Below are 20,017 nucleotides of genomic sequence, written 5' to 3'. Positions count from 1 at the left end.
CCGGCCGGCGGGCGCCGGCCGGACCGCAGGGCTCAGTCCCGCTCGGGCGCGCTGATCTCGCGCAGTTGACCGTCGGCCAACCGCAACCAACGCTGCACGCCGATCTCGGCGAGGAACCGTTCGTCGTGGCTGACCACCACGAACGCCCCCTGGTACGCCGACAGCGCGCTCTCCAACTGACCCACGCTGACCAGGTCCAGGTTGTTCGTCGGCTCGTCGAGCAGCAGCAGTTGCGGCGCCGGTTCGGCGCAGAGCACACAGGCGAGGGTGGCCCGCAGCCGTTCACCGCCGGAGAGCACCCCGACCGGCAGGTTCACCCGGGCGCCCCGGAACAGGAACCGGGCGAGCAGGTTCATCCGCTTGGCGTCCGGCAGGCTCGGCGCGTACGCGGCGAAGTTCTCCGCCACCGTGCGGTCGAGGTCCAGCAGGTCCAGCCGCTGCGACAGGTACGCGATCCGTCCCTCGCCGCGCTTCAGCTCGCCGCCGGACGGTTGCAGGTCGCCGTTGACAAGGCGCAGCAGGGTCGACTTGCCGACGCCGTTCGCCCCGGTCAGCGCGATCCGTTCCGGCCCCCGGATCACCAGGTCGGCGCCGTCGCCGCCGAACAGCTCCCGGTCGTCGAAGCGGGCCCGCATCCCGTGGCCGGAGAAGACCGTGCGCCCGCCCGGGACTGTGGTGTCGGGCAGGTCCACGACGATCCGGTCCTCGTCGCGTACCGCCCGGCCGGCCTCGTCGAGTCGGGCCTTGGCCTGACCGAGCCGGCCGGCGTGTGTCTCCTGCGCCTTGCCCGCCGACTCCTGCGCGCTGCGCTTGAGCCCACCGGCGACGATCCGGGCCAGGCCGGCGTTCTTCAGGTTCTTGGAGGCGTTGCTGGCCCGCCGGTCGGCCCGCTCCCGGGCCTGCTGCATCTCCCGCTTCTCCCGCTTGACCTCCTGCTCGGCGTTGCGCAGGTTGCTCTCGGCCACCTCCCGCGCCGCCTGCACGGCCTCGGTGTACGCGGTGAAGTTGCCTCCGTACCAGCGGATCTCGCCCTGGTCCAGCTCGGCGATGCGGTCCATCCGGTCGAGCAGTTCCCGGTCGTGGCTGACCAGCAGCAGGCACCCGGACCACTCGGTGAGGACGTCGTAGAGCTTGTGTCGGGCCTCCAGGTCCAGGTTGTTCGTCGGCTCGTCGAGCAGCAGCACGTCCGGGCGGCGCAGCAGTTGCGCCGCCAGGCCGAGGGAGACCACCTGGCCGCCGCTGAGGGTGTGCAGCCGGCGGTCGAGCGACAGCTCACCCAGGCCGAGCCGGTCCAGCTCGGAGCGGGTGCGCTCCTCGATGTCCCAGTCGTCGCCGATGGTGGCGAAGTGCTCCTCGCTGGCGTCGCCGGCCTCGATGGCGTGCAGCGCCGCGATCCGCTCGGCCACCCCCAGCACCTGCGCCACGCTCAGGTCACCGACCAGCGGCAGCGTCTGCGGGAGGTAGCCGAGCACACCGTCGACGGTGACGCTGCCGCCGCTGGGCGGCAGCTCCCCGGCGATCAGCCGCAGCAGGGTGCTCTTGCCGGCGCCGTTGGGCGCGACCAGGCCGGTGCGACCGCCGGGGACGGTGAAGGACAGCTCCGAGAAGACCGGGGTGTCGTCCGGCCAGGAGAAGGACAGGTTCGAGCAGACAATGAACGCATCAGACATGCGAGTGACCTCAAAGGGTGGGGTGGGCGTGCCTCAGCCGCCCGACGACAACGGGAACCGGTGGAACGACAAATGGCCACGGCGGCTGCGCCTACGCGCGCCGAACCGGTGGCCGAACATGTCCGGTCTCACCCGGAGATGTCGTCGTCACCCGCCATGTCTGGTCTCCCTGGTCGTATCGCTAACCCAGCCCGATGAGTCTAACAACGGATCTCCGCCCCGCCACCGCGTTCCGGTCAGCTCTCCGATCGTGGCACCTCGCGGCCGGTGTCGGGGCGGAGTTACGCCCCGCTCAGCGGGGGCGGTACTCGACCTCGGGGCGGCCGGGGGTGCCGTAGCGGGGCGTGCGGGCGGCCCGGTCGACGGTGACCAGATACTCCAGGTAGCGGCGGGCGGTCACCCGGGAGATGCCGGTCAGCGCGCTCACCTCGGTCGCGGACAGCCCGACCTCTGCGCGGGTGCCGTCGGTGAGTGCGGCGCGTACCCGATCGAGGGTCTGCGCGTCGAGCCCCTTGGGCAGGCTGTGCCCGGCGGTGCCGCGCAGAGTGGCGAACATCTGGTCCACCTCGTGCTGGGCGGCGACCTCGCCGTCGGCGAGCGCCTGGGCGCGGTAGTCGGCGTAGCGCTCCAGCTTGTCGCGGAACGCGGCGAACGTGAACGGCTTGAGCAGGTAGTGGGTCACCCCGAGAGACACCGCGGTACGCACCACCGCCAGGTCCCGCGCGGACGTCACGGCGAGCACGTCGACGTTGCTGCCGGCCGCGCGCAGCGCCCGGCAGACGTCCAGGCCGTGCAGGTCGGGCAGCCGAAAATCAAGGAGTACGAGGTCCACGTCGCCGCCGTCGTTGGCGCGCAGGGCCGCCATCGCCGCCCGCGCGGTGTGCGCCACCCCGACCACCACGAAACCGGGAACCCGTTCGGTGTACGCGCTGTGCGCCTCTGCCAGCAGCGGCTCGTCCTCGACGACCAACACCCGGATGGCGGTCATGACCGCTCGATCCTGCCCCGCAGCCGGACGGTGAACAGGCTGCCGCCGTCGTCGGAGCGACCGACCTCGGCGCTACCGCCGTGCCGGCGTACCACCTGGCCGACCAGCGCCAGGCCGAGGCCCCGGCCGGTGCTCTTCGTGGACCAGCCGCGCCGGAACGCGTCGGCGACCCGCTCCGGCGCCAGACCGGGGCCGCTGTCGGCCACCCGGACCACCAGCTCGTCGTCGGTCGCGCCGACGAAGACCCGCACCCGGCGTGGCGTCGGCGTACCGGCCACCGCCTCCAGGGCGTTGTCGACCAGGTTGCCGACCACTGTGAGCAGGTCACCGGTCGGCAGCGGACTGTCGTCGAGGCGGCAGTCCGGCTCGATGACCAGATCCACTCCGCGCTCGCCGGCCTGTGCGGACTTGCCGAGCAGCAGAGCGGCCAACGCCGGCTCGGTCACCGCGCCGACCACCCGGTCGGTCAGCTGTTGGGCGAGGGCCAGGTCCCGGGTGCCGAGCCGGACGGCCTCGTCGGCGCGGCCCAACTCGACAAGGGTCAGCACCGTGTGCAGCCGGTTGGCCGACTCGTGGGTCTGCGCCTGCAACGCCTCGGTCAACGCGCGCACCGAATCCAGCTCGCTGGCAAGGGTGCGCAGCTCGGTCTGGTCGCGCAGGGTCAGCACGGTGCCGAGCACCGCGCCCTCGAAGCGGGTGGTCCGCTGGTTGGCGACGAGCACCCGGTCACCGGCGACGATCGGCTCGTCGCGGGCGTCGCGCCCGGAGTCGAGCAACTCGGCCGCCGCGGGCGGCAGGTCGATCCCGGCCACCGGCTGGTCGATCACCGGCGCGTCCGCGTCGAGCCCCAACAGCCGGCGGCCCTCGTCGTTCACCAGCGCCACTCGACGATCGGTGGTCAGCACGACGAGACCTTCGCGCACCGAGTGCAGAACGGCGTCGTAGTACTCGTACATCCGGGTCATCTGGGCCGGCCCCAAACCGTGCGTCTGGCGACGGAGCCGGCGGCTGAGCAGCCAGGAGCCCGTCGCGGCGAGCGCCAGAGCCGGCGCGACCACACCGAAGAGCACCGGCAACTGGCCGAGCAGCTTCTTGTCGATCTCGCGGGTGGTGATGCCCACCGAGACCAGACCGACGAGGCGTCGCTGCTCGTCGTACACCGGAACGACAGCGCGCACCGACTCGCCCAGCGTCCCGACGTTGGTGGTGGTGAACGCGCGGCCCGCCAGGGCGGGCCCGATCTCACCGACGAACGGCTCGCCGATCCGGTCCTGGGTCGGGTGCGAGAAACGGGTGCGGTCGGGAGCCATCACCACCACGAAGTCGGTGCCCGTGGCCTGCCGGGTCGATTCGGCGTACGGCTGGAGAACCCTGGCGGGGTCGGCGGTCGTGAGGGCCGCGCGGACGTCGGGGGATCCGGCCACTGTCTGCGCCACCGCGAGCACCTCCTCCTGCGCGGCCTGGCGGGAGTCGCTGCGGGCCAGCCAGACGGCGCCCGCCGCGCCGGCCAGCACGAGCAGCGTCACCACCATCGCCTGGAGGGCGAAGAGTTGCCCCGCGATGCTCCACTGGCGTCGGGCCACCTTCACCACCTCCCTCGCCGCGCCACCGCTTCTGCCATCGCGGTGAACAGAATGACCGCAAGGCTGTCAACGGGTGAGACGCGCTTCACATTGTCGACATGGACACCACCGCATCCGCCACCACCCCGGCACCGGCGGTCCGCCGGGACCGTACCCGTTACCTGTATCTGGCCGTCATCGTGGCCGTGGCCGCCGGCATCGTGGTCGGCCTGGTCGCCCCCGATTTCGGCAAGGAACTCAAGCCGATCGGCACCGGCTTCGTCAACCTGATCAAGATGATGATCAGCCCGGTCATCTTCTGCACCATCGTGCTCGGCGTCGGCTCGGTCCGGCAGGCCGCGAAGGTCGGCAAGGTCGGCGGCCTGGCCCTCGGCTACTTCCTGACCATGTCGACAGTCGCGCTCGCCATCGGCCTGGTCGTCGGCAACCTCATCCACCCCGGCTCGGGCCTGAACCTCGGCCCGGACCTCGTCGGCTCCGGCAAGGCCGCCGCCGGCGACGAGGCCGCCGGAACTGCCGACTTCCTGCTCGGAATCATCCCGACGACGCTGCTCTCCTCGCTCACCGAGGGCAAGGTGCTCCAGACGTTGCTGGTCGCCCTGCTGGTCGGCTTCGCCGTGCAGGCCATGGGCCGGCGGGGTGAGCCGGTGCTCAGCGCCATCACCGTCATCCAGCGGGTCGTCTTCAAGGTCCTCGCCATGATCATGTGGCTGGCGCCGATCGGCGCGTTCGGCGCGATGGCCGCCGTGGTCGGCGCGACCGGCGTGGACGCCCTCAAGAGCCTCGCCCAGATCATGGTGGGCTTCTACGCCACCTGTCTGATCTTCGTGCTGGTGTTCCTGGGCGCGCTGCTGTGGTTCGTGGCCCGGATCTCGATCTTCTCGTTGCTGCGTTACCTGGGCCGGGAGTTCCTGCTGATCCTGTCGACCTCGTCGTCGGAGTCGGCGCTGCCGCGGCTGATCGCCAAGATGGAGCACTTCGGCGTGAGCAAGCCGGTCGTCGGCATCACGGTGCCGACCGGCTACTCGTTCAACCTGGACGGTACGGCGATCTACCTGACCATGGCGTCGCTGTTCATCGCCGACGCGCTGGGCAAGCCGTTGGCCATCGGCGAGCAGATCTCGCTGCTGCTGTTCATGATCATCGCGTCGAAGGGTGCCGCCGGGGTCACCGGCGCCGGGCTGGCCACGCTGGCCGGCGGCCTCCAGTCGCACCGGCCGGACCTCGTCGACGGGGTCGGGCTGATCGTCGGCATCGACAGGTTCATGTCGGAGGCTCGGGCGCTGACCAACTTCGCCGGCAATGCGGTGGCGACAGTACTGGTGGGCACCTGGACCGGTGAGTTCGACCGGGAGCGGGCGACCGCGGTGCTGAGCGGCAACGACCCGTTCGACGAGGCCACCATGGTCGACGAGCACGACGACGACGAGGCGGCGTCCCGCCCCGACGAGAAGGAGGCCACGCCAGCCGGAGCCCCGGCCTGAGTCACGGTGTGCACCGGGGTCGCGGCGGCCGAGTGTCGCAGCGACCCCGGTCCGGCAGCGCAGCGCCGCCGCGCCCCCTCCGGCCGTGATCCACACGGCTTCCTGAAAATCGGGGCATCCAAGGCGCCCGGACACCGCGACGTCCTGCAAATCGAGTAGACCAGTGGGCGGTGGTCGGTGCGTCCAGGCGTCAGCGTCGGCGTGCTCGCCACATCGTGTGTTCCCTGGAGATCGCCGTCTCCGTGTCGTTCACGAACCGCGACAGTTCGGCTTCGGAGCTGATCCGGGTGGCGAGGGACCCGATGGCGGCGAGCTCCTGACTTGCCAGGGCGTAGGCGGTGGCCACCGCACCGTGCTGCCGTGTCTGCGTCCAGGCCGCGCCGGCCGCGACCGCCGCGGCGGCCACTCCGAGCAGGTCGAGGTCGGTCAGCCCGGCGGCCCTCGACACGGCCAGGGTCACCCCGACTATCTCCATCACGAGCATGCTGACCGACCAGCGGGTCGCCCGCGCCCTGTTCGACAGTGATCGATCGGCGTACCAGGCTCGTTGGGCGTCGAGACGGCCGGTCAGGTACGCGGCGCGGCGTTCCTCAAGGGAGGTGGCGCGTAGTGCGCGCATTCCCTCCGTGATCTGCTGCCCGGCCACCGCCGGGGCCGCCAACCCGGCGGCCGACATGTCTCGGGTAAGGCCCAACAGTCGGTTGGTGAATTCCTCGGCGCTGTCCGAGTCGCTTCGCACTCCTCGTGGAAAAGGATCAGCCGCGGTGGTGAATCGCCATGTGAGCGACTTGATGGATTCGGAGAGGGCTCTGCCGACGTACCACCGTTCATTGGGGCGATTGCTGAGGAGGAAGACCTCGACGATCGAGGTGGCGGCGAAGGCGCCCGCCGCGAGCGCCGGGCCCGGGGCGAAATTGTCGAGCTTCCACGTGGCGACTCCCGCGATCGCGGCCACCAGGAGCAGGGACAGCCGCAGCGCGATGAGGGTGGAGTACACGCGTTGGCCGCGCTGCGACTCGTAGGACACGGCGCGCTGAAACGGGGGAAGATCCTCGGCCTTCAGCATGTCGTTGACCTCTCGACAGAACGTCCAGGGCGTTGGCGGGGCTGAGCAGCGTTCCCGGCGAACAGTCGGTACGTAGGCGGTGTAGACAGTAGACCTAGCCGTCCACCCGGACCGCCCGCAACGACGCCCATCCCGTCCGGCGTCGTTCCCTACCGCTGCTCCCCGTTGATCAAGAGGTTTGCGTCACGACACCCCGGGATGGATGACGCACAGCTCTTGATCAACCGTGCTGGGGGGGCTACGGCGTGGTGGTCTTGTCGCAGCGGACGCCGATGCCGAGGTTGACGCGGTCGCTCTGGCCGTTCGACGTCACGATGAGCGGTACGCAGGCGGCCTGGGCGACCCAGGTGCCGCCGACGAAGGCCATCCACTGAGTTTGCCCACCCTCCGGCGCGCAGGCGTGCACGGTGACGGCCGCCGCGGGCGTGCCGGTGCCGCCCCAACCGAGCCGGGCCTTGTCCTGCCAGCCCGACGCCACCCGCAGGTCGACGACCGTGCCGGCGCGGACGACGAGCCCCCACTTGGCGAACAGCCGTGCCGCCGGATCGGCCTCCCCGGAAGCCTCCGCCGACAGCACGGGGGCGTCGGGCACCGCCACGTCTTGGCCCACCAACCGGTAGCCCGCTGGCGGTGCTGGCAGCGTGTCGACCGACGGCGTGCACGGTGGCCCACCGACGCTGGCGCCCGTCGACGGCGCTGCGCGGTTGGTCGGCGGCGTTGCGCGCTGGCGCGGGTCACCTGCCGGCGTGCAGGCGGACAGGACCACCGTCAGGCACAGGAAGCCCCACCAGGCGATCGGTGTGGTCCGGCCGCCCGCCCCGGGCTCCGGGAGAGCCAGGGCTTGCGGAGGCTGGGTCGCACCGGCATAGGCACTCATCCGATATGCATAGCTGGTCGCCGGACCCGGCGCGACCCTGAACAGCAGGGGTCCGCGGCGGATCTGACCACCGCACCCGGGGCGCGAACTCGACGTGGCGGGCCAACTGAGCGCTGACGGCAGGGGCTGAGGTGGTTACGGTCGTGAATGCCGAGGTTCCCGACCGTTCGAGGAGTGATCGCATGCCCCCCTCTCCGTCCCGGCTCTTCGCCGAGATAGCGACGGCCGAACCACCCGCCGAGACCAGAGTCGTCATGCGACGGGCGGTGGTGCTCGGTGGCAGCATGGCCGGGTTGCTGGCGGCCCGGGTGTTGAGCGACCACGCCGAGGAAGTGCTGATCATCGAGCGGGATCCGTCCGATGTCGACGCCGGTCCACGGCCGGGTGTGCCCCAGGGCAGCCAGGTGCACGCGTTGCTGCCCGCCGGTCAGGTCCAGTTGGAGCGCTGGTTCCCCGGCATCGCCGACGAGGCGCTCGCGCTCGGTGCCCCTCCACCACCGCACGACCCGGGCACGGCGAAGGTCTTCGTGAACGGCATGTTGGGTCTGCCGCCCGCGGCGACCGGCACCGGGCCGGCGCTGATCACCACGCGTCCGTTCCTGGAGGCGCTGGTCCGCCGACGCACCCTCGCCGTCGACAACATTCGCATGGTGTACGGCCGGGCGGAGGGTCTGCTCTTCGACGAGCGGCGGGTCAATGGCGCCCGGTACGTGCCCGAGGGTGGCACCGAGCCCGTCGTCGAAGCGGCGGACCTGGTGGTCGACGCGATGGGGCGGTCCAGCCGGTTGAGCGACTGGCTGGCCGAGCACGGGTGGCCGCGCCCGCCGCTGCACCGCATGCCGATCAAGCTGAACTACGCCACGGCGCTCTTCAAGCGCGACGAGTTGGTCAGCGACGCCTGGGTGGCGGTCTTCCACACCATGGCGGGCAAGGGGCGTACCGCCCGGATCGGTGGGATCAACTCGGTCGAGGGGGACCGCTGGATCATGCTGGTGGCCGGTTACGACGGGGACCGGCCCAGCCGCGACGTCGCCGACTTCACAGCCCGTTGCCGGGAGCACTACCCGCAGATGTTCGGTGACATCGCCGAACGCGGGGAGATGCTCGGCGGGGTGGTCACGTACCACCAGGCCGACAGCCGACGCCGCGATTTCCACAAGCTCGAGCGTCTGCCCGCCGGGTTGGTCGCCGCCGGCGACGCGGTCGCGTCCTTCAATCCGGTGTACGGCCAGGGCATGACCTCCGCGACACTGCACGCCTCCTGCCTGTCGAAGTACCTGCGCTCCGGTCCGGAGCCGCACGACGAGCCCGCGCACGGGTACTTCGACCAGGTCCGCGTGGTGGTCGACGCCGCCTGGCAGATCTCCACCACCGCCGACATCGAGCTGCCGCACGTCGACGGGCCGTACCCGCCCGGCTACAAGGTCACCAAGTGGTTCGGGGAGCTGCTCTTCCGGGCGTCGCTGACCGACCCGGTGCTCAACGCCCGGCTGGGGCGGGTCACCACAATGCTCGACCACCCGGCAGCCCTGAGCCGCCCCGGCACCCTGTTCCGGGCCCTCCGGCTCGGCCTGCTCGGCGGCGCCCGGCGGTGATTCGTCGCCAAACCCGCCGCCCACAGCGGGGTGCGGTGGAGAATGGTGGGCCGGGGAGGGGCGCTGCGACGAACCGGGGGAGCGGGAGTGCTCGGAACCAGCCTCCTTGGCCGGCTTCGCCGCCGTGACCCGGGCGACGCCATCCTGCGACGCGCGGCCCGGCTGACGCTCGTCGCGTCAGTCGTCTTCTACGGCTGCCGGTACGGCGCGGGCAGCTCGACGCTCGCCACGTACGGGTTGTTCGGCGCGATCGCCGCCGGGTCGTTCGCGCAGCTACCTGGTCCGGCGCCGCAACGGGCGCGGATCCTCGTGCTGTCGCTGCCGGTGGTGTGGGCGCTGATCGCGGCGGGCTCGCTGCTGGCGTGGAGCACCTGGGCGGCCGCCGGTGGCATGCTGGTCGTCGGGTTCGTGGTGGCGTTCGCCGGGGTCGGCAACCCGCGCCTGGTGGGGTTGGCCAGCGCGTTCCAGCTCTTCTACATCCTGGCGTCGTTCCCGCCGTACCAGCCGGGCACCCTGCCGGAGCGACTCGGCGGGGTGACCCTCGCCGTCGTGCTGCTCGCCGCGGCCGAGGTGTTTCTCTGGCCCGACCCGGTGCCGGTCTCGTACCGGCAGCGTTTGGCCGACGCGGCGGACGGCGTCGCCGCCTTCCTTGACGCCACCGCCGAGCGGTTGACCGACCCGCACGCCGGCGCGGCTGATCGGGACGCCCGGCGCGAGCGGGCGTACGACGTGGTGGCGGCCATCGAGCTGAACCGCAGCCCTCCGGCGTGGGCGCCCACCGCTGCGGGCGCTCAGGATCGGGCGTTGCGGATCTGCGCTGCCGCGTTACGGGAGGTGCTCGCCGAGGCGAACCGGTTGGCGGCGGACGCCCCGCCGGAGCCGATCCCGGACCTGGCGGCGGCGCGTCTGCTGCGCTCGTGCGCGGACACCACCCGCGCGGCCGGCCGGAGCCTGTCACGGGGTGCCCCGGCGGCGGCCCCGGCCAACGTGGACGTGGCTGTCGGACGAGCCGAGGCGGCGTACCCGGTGGGATCCGATCAGGTCCGCTACGTGCCGGACGTACCCCGGTTGTGCCGGGACGCGACCGCGCTGGCCCTCGCGGACCAGGTGCGGGTCTTCGTCGTCGGTTCCCGGGTGGCCACCGGGGCGCGGCTCGGCGGCGACGACGCCTCCTCGGAGCTGTTCGCGTACGCCCGGCGCAGCCCGTGGACGCTGTACTGGTGGCAGTTTCGCTCCCACCTGGCGCCGCGCTCGGCCCACCTGCACAGCTCGCTGCGGCTGGCAGTGGCGCTCGCCATCGCCCGGGTGGCCGCCGGGGTGTTGCAGCTGACCCACGGCTTCTGGGTGCTGCTGGCCACCCTCACGGTCCTGCGCACGTCGGCCGCCGACACCCGCACGGCGCTGCGGCCGGCAGTGCTGGGCACGATCATCGGTGCGGTCGTCAGCGGCGGGGTGATGCTCGTCGTCGACGAGCCGATCGTGTACGCCATCGTCCTGCCGATCACCCTGCTGCTGGCCTTCGGCGTCGGCCGCATACTCGGTCCGGTGTGGCAGCAGGCGCTGTTCACACTGCTGCTGACAGTCGTCTTCGCCCAGCTCAGCCCGGAGGGGTGGCGGCTCGCCGAGGCCCGCCTCGTCGACGTGCTGCTCGGCGCGGTGATCGGCGTGCTCGCCGGGGTGGCGATCTGGCCGCGCGGTGCGGGCCACGACCTGCGGCACAACGCCACCCGCTACCTGGCGGCCAGCGCGGACGCTGTCGAAGAGACGGTCCAGTCGATGCTCGGCGATGCCCCGCCACCCGCGCGTGCCCTCGCCCGGGTCCGTCGCCGGATGGTCCTGATCGACTCGTCGTACTGCCAGTACCACTCGGAGCGGCACGATCCGCACCGTCAACAGGTGAACTGGGACGCCGTGCTGAGCGCCGGGCACCACGTCGTGCCCGGCGCGGAGTCGCTGCTGCGCCGCAACCCTCCCGGCTGCCTCGCCGGCTGGCCCGGGGCGGCGGCACTGCTGCGGGACTCCGCCGGGCGCCTGCGATCGGCGTACGACGCCCTCGCCGACGAGGTCGCCCACAGCCGGACATCGCACCGGGCGCCGGTCTCGAGCACCTGCGTCGACCAACTGGACCGGATCCGTCCGCTCCTCGGCGAGGCCGACCATCAGTCGGTCCGGCACCTGGTGGAGGTCGACAGGTGGCTCGCAGGCCTCGCCGACAGCCTCGCCCGGATCCCCCTGCCCACTGCCGACGAGTCGATCGGGCGCCGCCGGAAGCGGTGAGGCCGGTGCCGTGCGGCGTCGATGTGACCGATCCGGTGGGCCAACCAGTCAACACCTGTGGGAGCCCACCGGGGGCCACGGGAGGAAACATGGATCAGAACCTGCGGGTGCTCTTCGACCGCGCTGTCGCCGACGAGCCGGAACTACCCCTTGACGACCTGGTCGGTGACGCGGTGGCCGTCGGCACCGGCCTGCGTCGACGCCGACAACGGCTGGTGGCGGCAGGTGCCGCCGCCGTGGTCGCCGTCGCGGCGGTGGGGGTGGTGAACGTGGCGACACCGCCGCAGCGGTCGGCGCCGCCACCGACGGTGCCGGCGGCGTTCGGCATGCTCGTGAACAGGGAGTGCCAGGCCCCCGCTGACGAGACCGCGACCGACGCCGCGGTCTACCTCGCTCCCGAGATCACCGATCAGCAGCGCGGCGTGGTCAAGCACGTGCTGGACGCGGACCCGGCGGTCGCGACCGTGGTGTTTCAGAGCCGCGAAGAAGCGCTGAAGAAGCTCAAGACTGTGTACGCGGACACACCCGAACTCGTCGACCACATCGTGCCCAGCCAACTGCCGGAGTCGTTCCGGATCACGTTCGTGGTGCGGACTCGGTACGCGGAGCTGGCGGAGCGCGTCAAACGCACGCTCGGGGTCGACGAGGTCATCGGCATCGACTGCCCGGCCGGCACCAGCGCGTCGGCGGTCGACTGATGGCGGCTGCCCGCTGGGGCGCGGCTCGACGGCGTGAGCAGACCGCCCGGCAGGTGGAGTTCACCGCCTTCGTCGAGACCGCCGCACCGAGGCTGCGGCGTACCGCCTACCTGATGTGTCGCGACTGGCACCTCGCCCAGGACCTGACCCAGACCACCTTCGCGAAGATGTATGCGAACTGGGGCCGGATCCGGCACACCGCGAACCTCGAGGCGTACAGCCGTCGGGTCCTCATGAACACGGTCTTCGACCAGAACAAGCGGCGCAGCGCCGCTGAGGTCGTGCTCGCCGAGCTGCCGGAGGGGCCGCCGCAACGGCCCGACGACACCACGGAGCTGCACGTCGCCCTGCTCCAGGCGTTGGCCACCCTGCCGATCCGTGACCAGGCCATCGTGGTGCTCCGGCACTGGGAGGATCAGAGCGTGGAGGCGGTCGCCAGCACCCTCGACGTCTCCGTGTCGGTGGTCAAGATGCAGAACGCCCGCGCGTTGACCAGGCTGCGGGCGTTGCTCGGTCAGGACTTCGTCCGCATCTGACAGGCCGCCGATCGCCGATTGGCAGTGCCCGTCGCGCGTCGTTCGGCCTAGCGTCGACGGCATGGAGATCGAGCAGGCGCAGAAGCTGTGGCAGCCGGAGCCTGGCTGGTTGAACACCGCCAGCTACGGGTTGCCGCCGGAGCCGGCGTGGGCGGCGTTGCAGGAGGCTCTCGCGGCCTGGCGGGTTGGTCGGACGTCGTGGGAGGGCTGGGGCGAGTCGGTGCACCGGTCCCGTGCGGCGTTCGCCGACCTGATCGGGGTGCCGGTCGGTGACGTGGCGGTCGGCGCGGCGGTGTCGCAGCTCCTCGCGCCGGTCGCGGCGGCGCTGCCGGCCGGTGCCACTGTGGTGGTCCCCGAGGTCGAGTTCACCTCGAACCTCTTCCCCTGGCTGGTGCAGGAGGAGCGTGGCGTCACGGTCCGCACGGTGCCGTTGGAGTCGCTGGTCGACGCCATCGATGCCGATACCGACCTGGTGGCGTTCAGCCTGGTCCAGTCGGCCGACGGGGCGGTCGCGGTGTACGACGAGATCGTGGCCGCGGCCCGCGCGCACGACGCGCTGGTGGCGGTGGACGCGACCCAGGCGTGCGGCTGGCTGCCGTTCGACGGCAGCCGGGCCGACGTGGTGGCGGTGGGCGGCTACAAGTGGCTGATGAATCCTCGCGGGACCGCGTACGCCTATCTGGCCCCCGGGTTGCGTGAGCGGCTGCGCCCCGACGCGGCGGGCTGGTACGCGGGTCGCGACCCGCACGCCTCCTACTACGGCCCGCCGCTGCGGCTGGCCGACGACGCCCGCCGGTTCGACATCTCACCGGCCTGGTTCAGCTGGGTCGGGGCGACACCCGCCCTGGAGGTGGTCGCCGAGATCGGCGTGTCGGCGATCGGGGCGCACAACGTGGCGCTGGCCAACCGGTTCCTGACCGGGCTGGGCCGGGCGCCGGGGGAGAGCGCCATCGTCAGCGTGGACGTGCCGGACGCGGAGCAGCGCCTGGCGGCGGCCGGCATCCGGGCGGCTGTGCGCGCCGGACGGGTCCGGGCCTCGTTCCACATCTACTCCACCGAGGCCGACGTGGACGCCGCGCTCACGGCGTTGACCGGCTGAACCCGGCGCCGAGTACGGCCGGCCGCGCGGCCGGCCGTCCTCAGCGGCATCAGGAGCAGACGCCGAAGGTCGCCGCGGTGTACGAGAGGGGTCGCCACTCCAGGTCGACCCCGAGGCTCATGTCCCACGTGCCGTTGGCGAGGCGCCCGAAGTAGATGAAGTTGCTGCCGAGCCCGTCGTAGTAGAACCAGCTGTCGCCCTCGTACGTGCTGAGGCGGGTTGCTGCCCTGGCTAGGGTCTTGGGACCGACGACGCCGTCGCTCACGAGGCCCCTGTCGCTCTGCCACCGCCTGGTGGCGGCCGTCGTCACCGCACCGAACCTGCAATCGACGCCGGAGGCGGCAAGGTAACCGTCGGCAACCAGGATCTTCTGCCACATGGCGACGACGTTGTTGTACGACCGGGTCGACGCGGAGATGGGCCCTTCGTCGTTCCAGTCGTCGGTCCAGGTGCCCGAGCCCGCGACGTACCCCTGGCTGACGTTGGCCGAGGCCGGCGCGGCCGGGATGGCGATGGCGCCGACCGTGGCGACGACGATCGCCGTCGCCACGGCCCTGATTCGTAGGTGCATGGAACATCCCCCTTTTGCTGAGTGGCAGCTGTCATGGGGGTAGATGGCCGGCGGACCTACTTTGTTCACGACGGGCGGACATTCGACGTCAGGCCAGGTGGCCACCGATCTTCGTGTAGCCGCGCAGTAGGTCCCGCGAGATGATCAGCCGCTGCATCTCGTCGGTGCCCTCGAAGATCCGGTACAGCCGGACCTGCCGGTACCAACGTTCGATCGGCAGCTCCCGGGTGTAGCCCATGCCGCCGTGGATCTGGAGCACCCGGTCGACCACCCGGTTGACCATGCCGGCGCCGTAGAGCTTGCCCATCGACGAGGCGTGCCGGGGGTCCAGGCCCGCGTCGACAGTCCACGCCGAGCGCAGCACCAGCCAGCGGGCCGCCTCCAACTCCGTCTCGGAGTCGGCGATCATCCACTGGATGGCCTGGTTGGCGCCGATCTTCGTGCCGAAGGTCTCCCGGGTGTTGGCGTACTCGATGGCCATCTGCAACACCCGCTCGGCGATGCCGATGGCGTGCGACGGGATGGTGTAGCGCCCCTTGCCGATCCACTCCATGCCGAGCGTGAAGCCCTGCCCGATCTCACCGAGGATGTTGCGGTGCGGCACGCGTACGCCGTCGAAGATGAGCGACGCGGGCCCGCCCTCGCCCATCGTCTGGATGAACTCCGAGCGCCAGCCCATCGACCGGTCCACCAGGAACGCTGTGGCGCCGCCCTTGCGGGCGCCCTTCTCCCGGTCGGTCACGGCGACCACGATGGCGAAGTCGGCGTCGTGACCGCCGGTGATGAAGGTCTTCTCGCCGTCGAGGATCCAGTCGTCGCCGTCACGGCGGGCGGACAGCCGGATGTTTGCCGCGTCGGATCCGGCGCCCGGCTCGGTGATCGCGAAGCAGGAGCGTCGCTCGCCCTCGATGGTCGGGATGAGGAACTCCTGCTTCTGCTCCTCGGTGGCGTGAAACAGGATGTTGTCCGCCTCGCCGCCGAACCGGAACGGCACGAACGTGCGGCCCAGCTCGGTCCAGATCAACGACTGGAGTACGGCAGGCAGGTTCATTCCGCCGTACTCCTCGGGGGTGGCCAGGCCCCAGAAGCCGAACTTGCGTGCCTTGAGTTGCAGTTCGCGCACCTCGGAGTGGTCGAGGCCCGGCTGGTGCGCCCGTTCCCGGCGGAGCACCTCCGCTTCCAGGGGCATCACCTCGCGGGTGATGAACGCGCGCACGGTGTCTCGGACGGCGCGTTCCTCGTCGGACAGTGCGAAGTCCACGGTTCCCCCTCGGTCGGCGTGGTGGTGCGCCGCCACGGGCCGTGGCGGTCCCTCATAAACTAGCGGTGTAAGTTTTCATTCGTCCAGACCCCTCTTCCGGCCGACGTGGTGACGCCTGCCCGCACTCGGTCCCCGATAGGGTGCGTGAACAGGTGGTTCCCACGGGGAGGGACACCGCAGACCGAGGAGTTCTGACGTGCCCCGACCTCGACGGCCTCTGCTCACCCGCGACCGGATCGTCGAGACGGCGCTCGCGCTGATCGACGCCGACGGGCTCGGCGCGCTCTCCACCCGCCGACTCGCCGCCGCGCTCGGCGTACAGGGCCCCTCGCTCTACAACCACTTCGCCACCAAGGACGAGATCCTCGACGCGGTCGCCGACACGGTCACCGGTGCCGTCGACACCAGCGGCTTCGCCAGCCGGGACTGGCTCACCGCGCTGCGGGACTGGGCCTGGTCGTACCGGCGGGCGCTCACCGCGCACCCGAACATCGTGCCGTACCTGGCGCAGGGGCCGGGTCGTCGACCGGCAGCCCTCGCCATGGCCGACGCGGTCTACGGCGGGCTGGTCCGGGCCGGTTGGCCGCCGGCCCGCGCCACCCACATCGGCGCGGCGCTGCGTTACTTCGTGGCCGGGTCGGCGCTCGGCTCGTTCGCCCGCGGTTTCGTCGAGGACCCGGAGCTGTACGCGGCGCACTACCCGCACCTGCGCCAGGCCCACCGGCTCGCCGAACACCAGCAGAGCGTGGACGAGGGCGCCTTCGCCCTCGGCCTGGACGCCCTGCTGCACGGTCTGGCCGCCGAGTACACCCGCACCGTCGAGACTGTGGAGTCCGCCCGGCCCAACGGGTAGCGTCCAAACTCCCAGCGCTAGTTTCATCGCCCGTCACGACCCCCCGCCGCCATCGCCCATCGCCCGCCCTCGAAGGGACGACATGGACCTCGCCGCCCCGCCGTCGCTGTTACCCGACTCCCTGCGCCTCCGACGCCACCTGCACGTCGGCGGGGAGTGGACGCCTCCCGCCGACGCCGGTCTCATCGACGTGGAGAACCCGAGCACCGGGGAGCTGATCGGGCAGGTGCCGGCCGGCACCCCGGCCGACGTGGATCGCGCCGTGGCCGCGGCCCGGGCCGCGTTCCCCGGCTGGTCGGCCGCGACCCCCGCCGAGCGCTCCGCCCACCTCGACCGGCTGCACGCGGCGCTCACCGCCCGCGCCGACGACCTCGCCCGCACCATCGCCGTGGAGCTGGGCTCGCCGCTCAAGCTCGCCACCCGGGTGCAGGTCGGGCTCCCACTGACGGTGCTGCGCGACCACGTCGCGCTCGCCGCCCGCGCGCCGGTCGAGGAGAGCATCGGCAACTCCCTCGTCGTCCGCGAGCCGATCGGCGTGGTCGGCGCGATCACCCCGTGGAACTACCCACTGCACCAGGTGATGGCGAAGCTCGCACCCGCCCTGGCCGCCGGCTGCACCGTGGTGCTCAAACCCAGCGAGCTGACCCCGTTGACCGCGTACCTGCTCTTCGACGCGGTCACCGAAGCCGGCCTGCCGCCGGGGGTGCTCAACCTGGTCCCCGGCACCGGGCCGGTGGTCGGTGAGGCGCTCGCCGGGCACCCCGACGTCGACCTGGTCTCCTTCACCGGCTCCACCGCCACCGGTACGCGGATCATGCGGCTCGCCGCCGACCGGATCGCCCGGGTCGCGTTGGAGCTGGGCGGCAAGTCCGCCAACGTGATCCTCCCCGACGCCGACCTGGCCACCGCCGTCAAGGTGGGCGTCGGCAACGCCCTGCTCAACTCCGGGCAGACCTGCACCGCCTGGACCCGGATGCTGGTGCACAGCGACCGGTACGACGAAGCCCTGCACCTGATCGCCACGGCGGTGGCCGGCTACCGCCTCGGCGACCCGTTCGACCCGGCGACCCGGCTCGGCCCGTTGGTCTCCGCCGCCCAGGCCGAGCGGGTGCGTGGCCACATCGACCGGGCCCTCGCCGACGGCGCCCGGCTGGTCGCCGGCGGGCCCGACGCCCCGGTGCCGACCCGAGGGCACTTCGTCGCCCCGACCGTCTTCGCCGACGTGCACCCCGACAGCGCGCTCGCCCAGGAGGAGGTCTTCGGCCCGGTGCTCGCCGTCATCCCGTTCGCCGACACCGACGAGGCGGTCGCCATCGCCAACAACTCGAAGTACGGGCTGGCCGGCGCGGTCTGGTCCGCCGACACCGACGCGGCGCTCGCGGTGGCCCGGCGACTGCGCACCGGCGCCGTCGACATCAACGGTGCGCCGTTCAACCCGCTCGCCCCGTTCGGCGGCTACAAGCAGTCCGGCCTGGGCCGGGAGTTGGGCATGCACGGGCTGGACGAGTTCTGCGAGCTGAAGGCGATCCAGCGATGACCGATCCCGAGCTGTCCCCGACCGCGGCCACAGGCCGCACCGAGCTGCCCCCGGCCGCACCGGGTGGTGGCGCCGAGCCGGCGTCCGCGCCGGTCATCGTTCGCGCGCTGGTCGCGCGCGGGTCCGGCGCCGAGCTGCGGGTCGAGCGGGTACGCCTGCCCGCGCCCGACCCCGGCGAGGTGCGGGTGACGATCAGGGCGGCCGGTGTCTGCCACTCCGATCTGTCAATGGTCAACGGCACCCTCGCCGCGAGGTTCCCGCTGGTGCTCGGGCACGAGGCGACCGGTGTGGTGGCCGAGGTCGGGCCGGGAAGTCAGCTGGCCGTCGGCACACCGGTAGTGCTCAACTGGGCACCGGCCTGCCGGGCCTGCTGGTGGTGTCGGCGGGGCGAGCCGTGGCTCTGCGCGGACACCACGGCCCCGACGGTGCCGCGCGGCGAGACCGACGACGGGGTCCCGCTGCACCTGACCCTCGGCCTCGGCGCGCTCGCCGAGGCGGTGGTGGTGCCCGAGCGTGCCGTCATTCCGATCCCCGCCGGGCTGCCGCCCGAGCAGGCCGCGCTGCTCGGCTGTGCCGTGCTCACCGGCGTCGGAGCGGTCCGGAACACCGCCCGGGTGGCCCCCGGGGAGTCGGTCGCTGTCGTCGGGCTCGGTGGGGTCGGGCTCGCCGTGCTCAGCGCGGCCCGCCGGGCCGGTGCCACGACGATCCTGGCCATCGACGTCGCCGAGGCGAAGCGGGACCTGGCGCTCGCCGCCGGGGCGACCGACTTCCTGCTCTCCGACGACCGGCTCTCCAAGGAGGTGCGGGCGCGCACCGAGAGCCGGGGCGTCGACCATGCCTTCGAGTGCGTCGGTCGGGCCGCCACCATCCGCGCCGCCTGGCGGCTGACCCGGCGCGGGGGAGCGGTGACAGTGGTCGGCATGGGCGCCAAGGACGACATGGTCAGCCTGGGCGCGCTGGACATCTTCCACTCCGCGCGCACGCTGCGCTCCTCGGTGTACGGCTCGTCCGATCCGGACCGGGAGGTGCCGGTGCTGGCCGCCGAGCTGGCCGACAGCGCGCTGGATCTGGGCGTGCTGGTCAGCGGGACGGTTCCGTTGGACGAGGCGCCCGCGGCGTTCGACCGGTTGGCGCGGGGCGAGGGTGCCCGCTGGGTGGTCACCCTGGACTGACGCTGGTCAGAGCGACGATCTCAGCGCGTCGACGATCTCAGCACATCGACCTCGCAGCCTGGTGCCCACGGGTCGAAGCCGTGCTCGACGAGCCAGCGGATCGCCAGCAGGCTTCGCAAGGACCACCACCCGCGGATCACGTCGAGGTCGACGTCGGCGCGGTAACCGGCGAGGACGTCGCCGAGGTGCTCCTCGTGGCCGAGCGTCAAGGTGGCGAGGTCGAAGAGGGCGTCGCCCTGGCACGCCTCGGACCAGTCGAGCACGCCGGTGATCTGGTCACCGTCGACGAACACGTGGGTGATCTGCAGGTCGCCGTGCGTGAATACCGGGGGCCAGGGGCGGAGCGCCGCTTCGGCGACCTGGCGGTTGCGCGTGACCAGGTCGGTGGGGAGGACGCCGTTGGCGACGAGCCACTCGCACTCGGCGTCGAGCTGCGATGTCAACTCGTCGCGGCTGCGGCCGGGCCATGGCGGCAGCGGCGCGTCGTGCAGCTTCCGAGCGGCGGCGCCCGCCGCGGCCCACGCCGCCGGCGACGCGCTCGACGGTTCACCGAGGCGACCAAGCGCCGTTCCGGGCAGCGCGGCGAGCGCGAGCACTGGCGGCTTGCGCCAGAGAACCTCGGGGGTCGGGACCGGCGCCAGCGCCATCGCCTCGACCTCGACGTCGGTGCGCCCCGGATCAGTGTCGATCTTCAGGAACACGTCGCCTACGCGCAGGGTCGCCCGTTCCTGGTGGGCGACGACGACTTCG

General features: G+C 72.0%; 17 protein-coding genes. 9 read left to right on the top strand and 8 right to left on the bottom strand.

The features are described 5' to 3' along the window. Positions 1-32: 32 nt before the first annotated feature. The 3 genes from abc-f to AB0C20_RS26580 form a co-directional block, all read right to left on the bottom strand. Entirely contained in the window at positions 33-1,670 is a 1,638-nt protein-coding gene (gene abc-f, locus AB0C20_RS26590) for a ribosomal protection-like ABC-F family protein (RefSeq protein WP_357568976.1), read from the bottom strand. Positions 1,671-1,962: 292 nt separating this feature from the next. Next, positions 1,963-2,658, bottom strand: a complete 696-nt coding sequence (locus AB0C20_RS26585) for a response regulator (RefSeq protein ID WP_357187138.1) — start codon at positions 2,656-2,658, stop codon at positions 1,963-1,965. After that, positions 2,655-4,241 carry a sensor histidine kinase gene (locus AB0C20_RS26580; RefSeq protein WP_357187135.1) on the bottom strand — a complete coding sequence of 529 codons (1,587 nt, stop codon included), beginning with the start codon at positions 4,239-4,241 and terminating at the stop codon, positions 2,655-2,657. Before AB0C20_RS26580 ends, AB0C20_RS26585 begins: the two co-directional genes overlap by 4 nt. A gap of 98 nt (positions 4,242-4,339) precedes the next feature. Between AB0C20_RS26580 and AB0C20_RS26575 the strand changes: the two genes are divergently transcribed. Then, positions 4,340-5,725 (top strand): cation:dicarboxylase symporter family transporter, encoded by a 1,386-nt coding sequence (locus AB0C20_RS26575; protein ID WP_357187132.1) that lies wholly within the window; start codon positions 4,340-4,342, stop codon positions 5,723-5,725. Between the two features lie 190 nt (positions 5,726-5,915). On the opposite strand, the gene AB0C20_RS26570 is transcribed toward AB0C20_RS26575, so the two are convergent. Beyond that, the gene (locus AB0C20_RS26570; protein WP_357187130.1) at positions 5,916-6,791 is read right to left on the bottom strand and encodes a DUF4231 domain-containing protein; all 876 of its coding nucleotides are present in this window, start codon (positions 6,789-6,791) and stop codon (positions 5,916-5,918) included. A 238-nt stretch (positions 6,792-7,029) separates the two neighbouring features. Then, complete coding sequence (locus AB0C20_RS26565; RefSeq protein ID WP_357187127.1) at positions 7,030-7,668, bottom strand: hypothetical protein; 639 nt, start codon at positions 7,666-7,668, stop codon at positions 7,030-7,032. A 182-nt stretch (positions 7,669-7,850) separates the two neighbouring features. Here AB0C20_RS26565 and AB0C20_RS26560 point away from each other — a divergent pair, with 182 nt between their 5' ends. The 5 genes from AB0C20_RS26560 to AB0C20_RS26540 all read left to right on the top strand — a co-directional run bounded on the left by AB0C20_RS26560 (position 7,851) and on the right by AB0C20_RS26540 (position 13,873). Beyond that, positions 7,851-9,263, top strand: a complete 1,413-nt coding sequence (locus AB0C20_RS26560; RefSeq protein ID WP_357187124.1) for an FAD-dependent oxidoreductase — start codon at positions 7,851-7,853, stop codon at positions 9,261-9,263. Positions 9,264-9,350: 87 nt separating this feature from the next. Continuing rightward, positions 9,351-11,540, top strand: a complete 2,190-nt coding sequence (locus AB0C20_RS26555) for an FUSC family protein (protein WP_357568975.1) — start codon at positions 9,351-9,353, stop codon at positions 11,538-11,540. An 89-nt stretch (positions 11,541-11,629) separates the two neighbouring features. After that, positions 11,630-12,238 (top strand): permease-like cell division protein FtsX, encoded by a 609-nt coding sequence (locus tag AB0C20_RS26550; protein WP_357187119.1) that lies wholly within the window; start codon positions 11,630-11,632, stop codon positions 12,236-12,238. Beyond that, positions 12,238-12,774 (top strand): SigE family RNA polymerase sigma factor, encoded by a 537-nt coding sequence (locus tag AB0C20_RS26545; RefSeq protein ID WP_357187116.1) that lies wholly within the window; start codon positions 12,238-12,240, stop codon positions 12,772-12,774. Before AB0C20_RS26550 ends, AB0C20_RS26545 begins: the two co-directional genes overlap by 1 nt. Positions 12,775-12,835: 61 nt before the next feature. After that, on the top strand, positions 12,836-13,873 hold the full coding sequence (locus AB0C20_RS26540) for an aminotransferase class V-fold PLP-dependent enzyme (RefSeq protein WP_357568974.1): 1,038 nt from the start codon (positions 12,836-12,838) through the stop codon (positions 13,871-13,873). A 49-nt stretch (positions 13,874-13,922) separates the two neighbouring features. Here the strand turns inward: AB0C20_RS26540 and AB0C20_RS26535 are convergent, their stop codons facing one another. After that, a complete protein-coding gene (locus AB0C20_RS26535) occupies positions 13,923-14,444 on the bottom strand; it encodes a peptidoglycan-binding domain-containing protein (RefSeq protein ID WP_238682991.1) in 522 nt (173 codons plus the stop codon). An 88-nt stretch (positions 14,445-14,532) separates the two neighbouring features. Continuing rightward, positions 14,533-15,705, bottom strand: coding sequence for an acyl-CoA dehydrogenase family protein (locus AB0C20_RS26530; protein ID WP_357187112.1), 1,173 nt, complete (start codon positions 15,703-15,705; stop codon positions 14,533-14,535). Positions 15,706-15,901: 196 nt separating this feature from the next. Between AB0C20_RS26530 and AB0C20_RS26525 the strand changes: the two genes are divergently transcribed. From AB0C20_RS26525 to AB0C20_RS26515, 3 genes are all read left to right on the top strand, one after another. Next, positions 15,902-16,558 (top strand): TetR/AcrR family transcriptional regulator C-terminal domain-containing protein, encoded by a 657-nt coding sequence (locus tag AB0C20_RS26525; protein ID WP_328655112.1) that lies wholly within the window; start codon positions 15,902-15,904, stop codon positions 16,556-16,558. Between the two features lie 82 nt (positions 16,559-16,640). After that, positions 16,641-18,095, top strand: coding sequence for an aldehyde dehydrogenase family protein (locus tag AB0C20_RS26520; RefSeq protein ID WP_357568973.1), 1,455 nt, complete (start codon positions 16,641-16,643; stop codon positions 18,093-18,095). After that, positions 18,092-19,267 (top strand): alcohol dehydrogenase catalytic domain-containing protein, encoded by a 1,176-nt coding sequence (locus AB0C20_RS26515; protein ID WP_357568972.1) that lies wholly within the window; start codon positions 18,092-18,094, stop codon positions 19,265-19,267. Before AB0C20_RS26520 ends, AB0C20_RS26515 begins: the two co-directional genes overlap by 4 nt. 20 nt (positions 19,268-19,287) lie before the next feature. Here AB0C20_RS26515 and AB0C20_RS26510 read toward each other — a convergent pair. Beyond that, positions 19,288-20,017, bottom strand: a 730-nt coding sequence (locus AB0C20_RS26510) for an aminoglycoside phosphotransferase family protein (RefSeq protein ID WP_357568971.1), incomplete at its 5' end; no start/stop codon positions are given.

Source organism: Micromonospora sp. NPDC048843 (assembly GCF_040649965.1).
In the GTDB taxonomy this organism is placed as follows: Bacteria; Actinomycetota; Actinomycetes; order Mycobacteriales; family Micromonosporaceae; genus Micromonospora; species Micromonospora hortensis.
The sequence above is the reverse complement of the archived record's forward strand: the minus strand, read 5'-3'. Positions and strand labels throughout refer to the sequence as shown.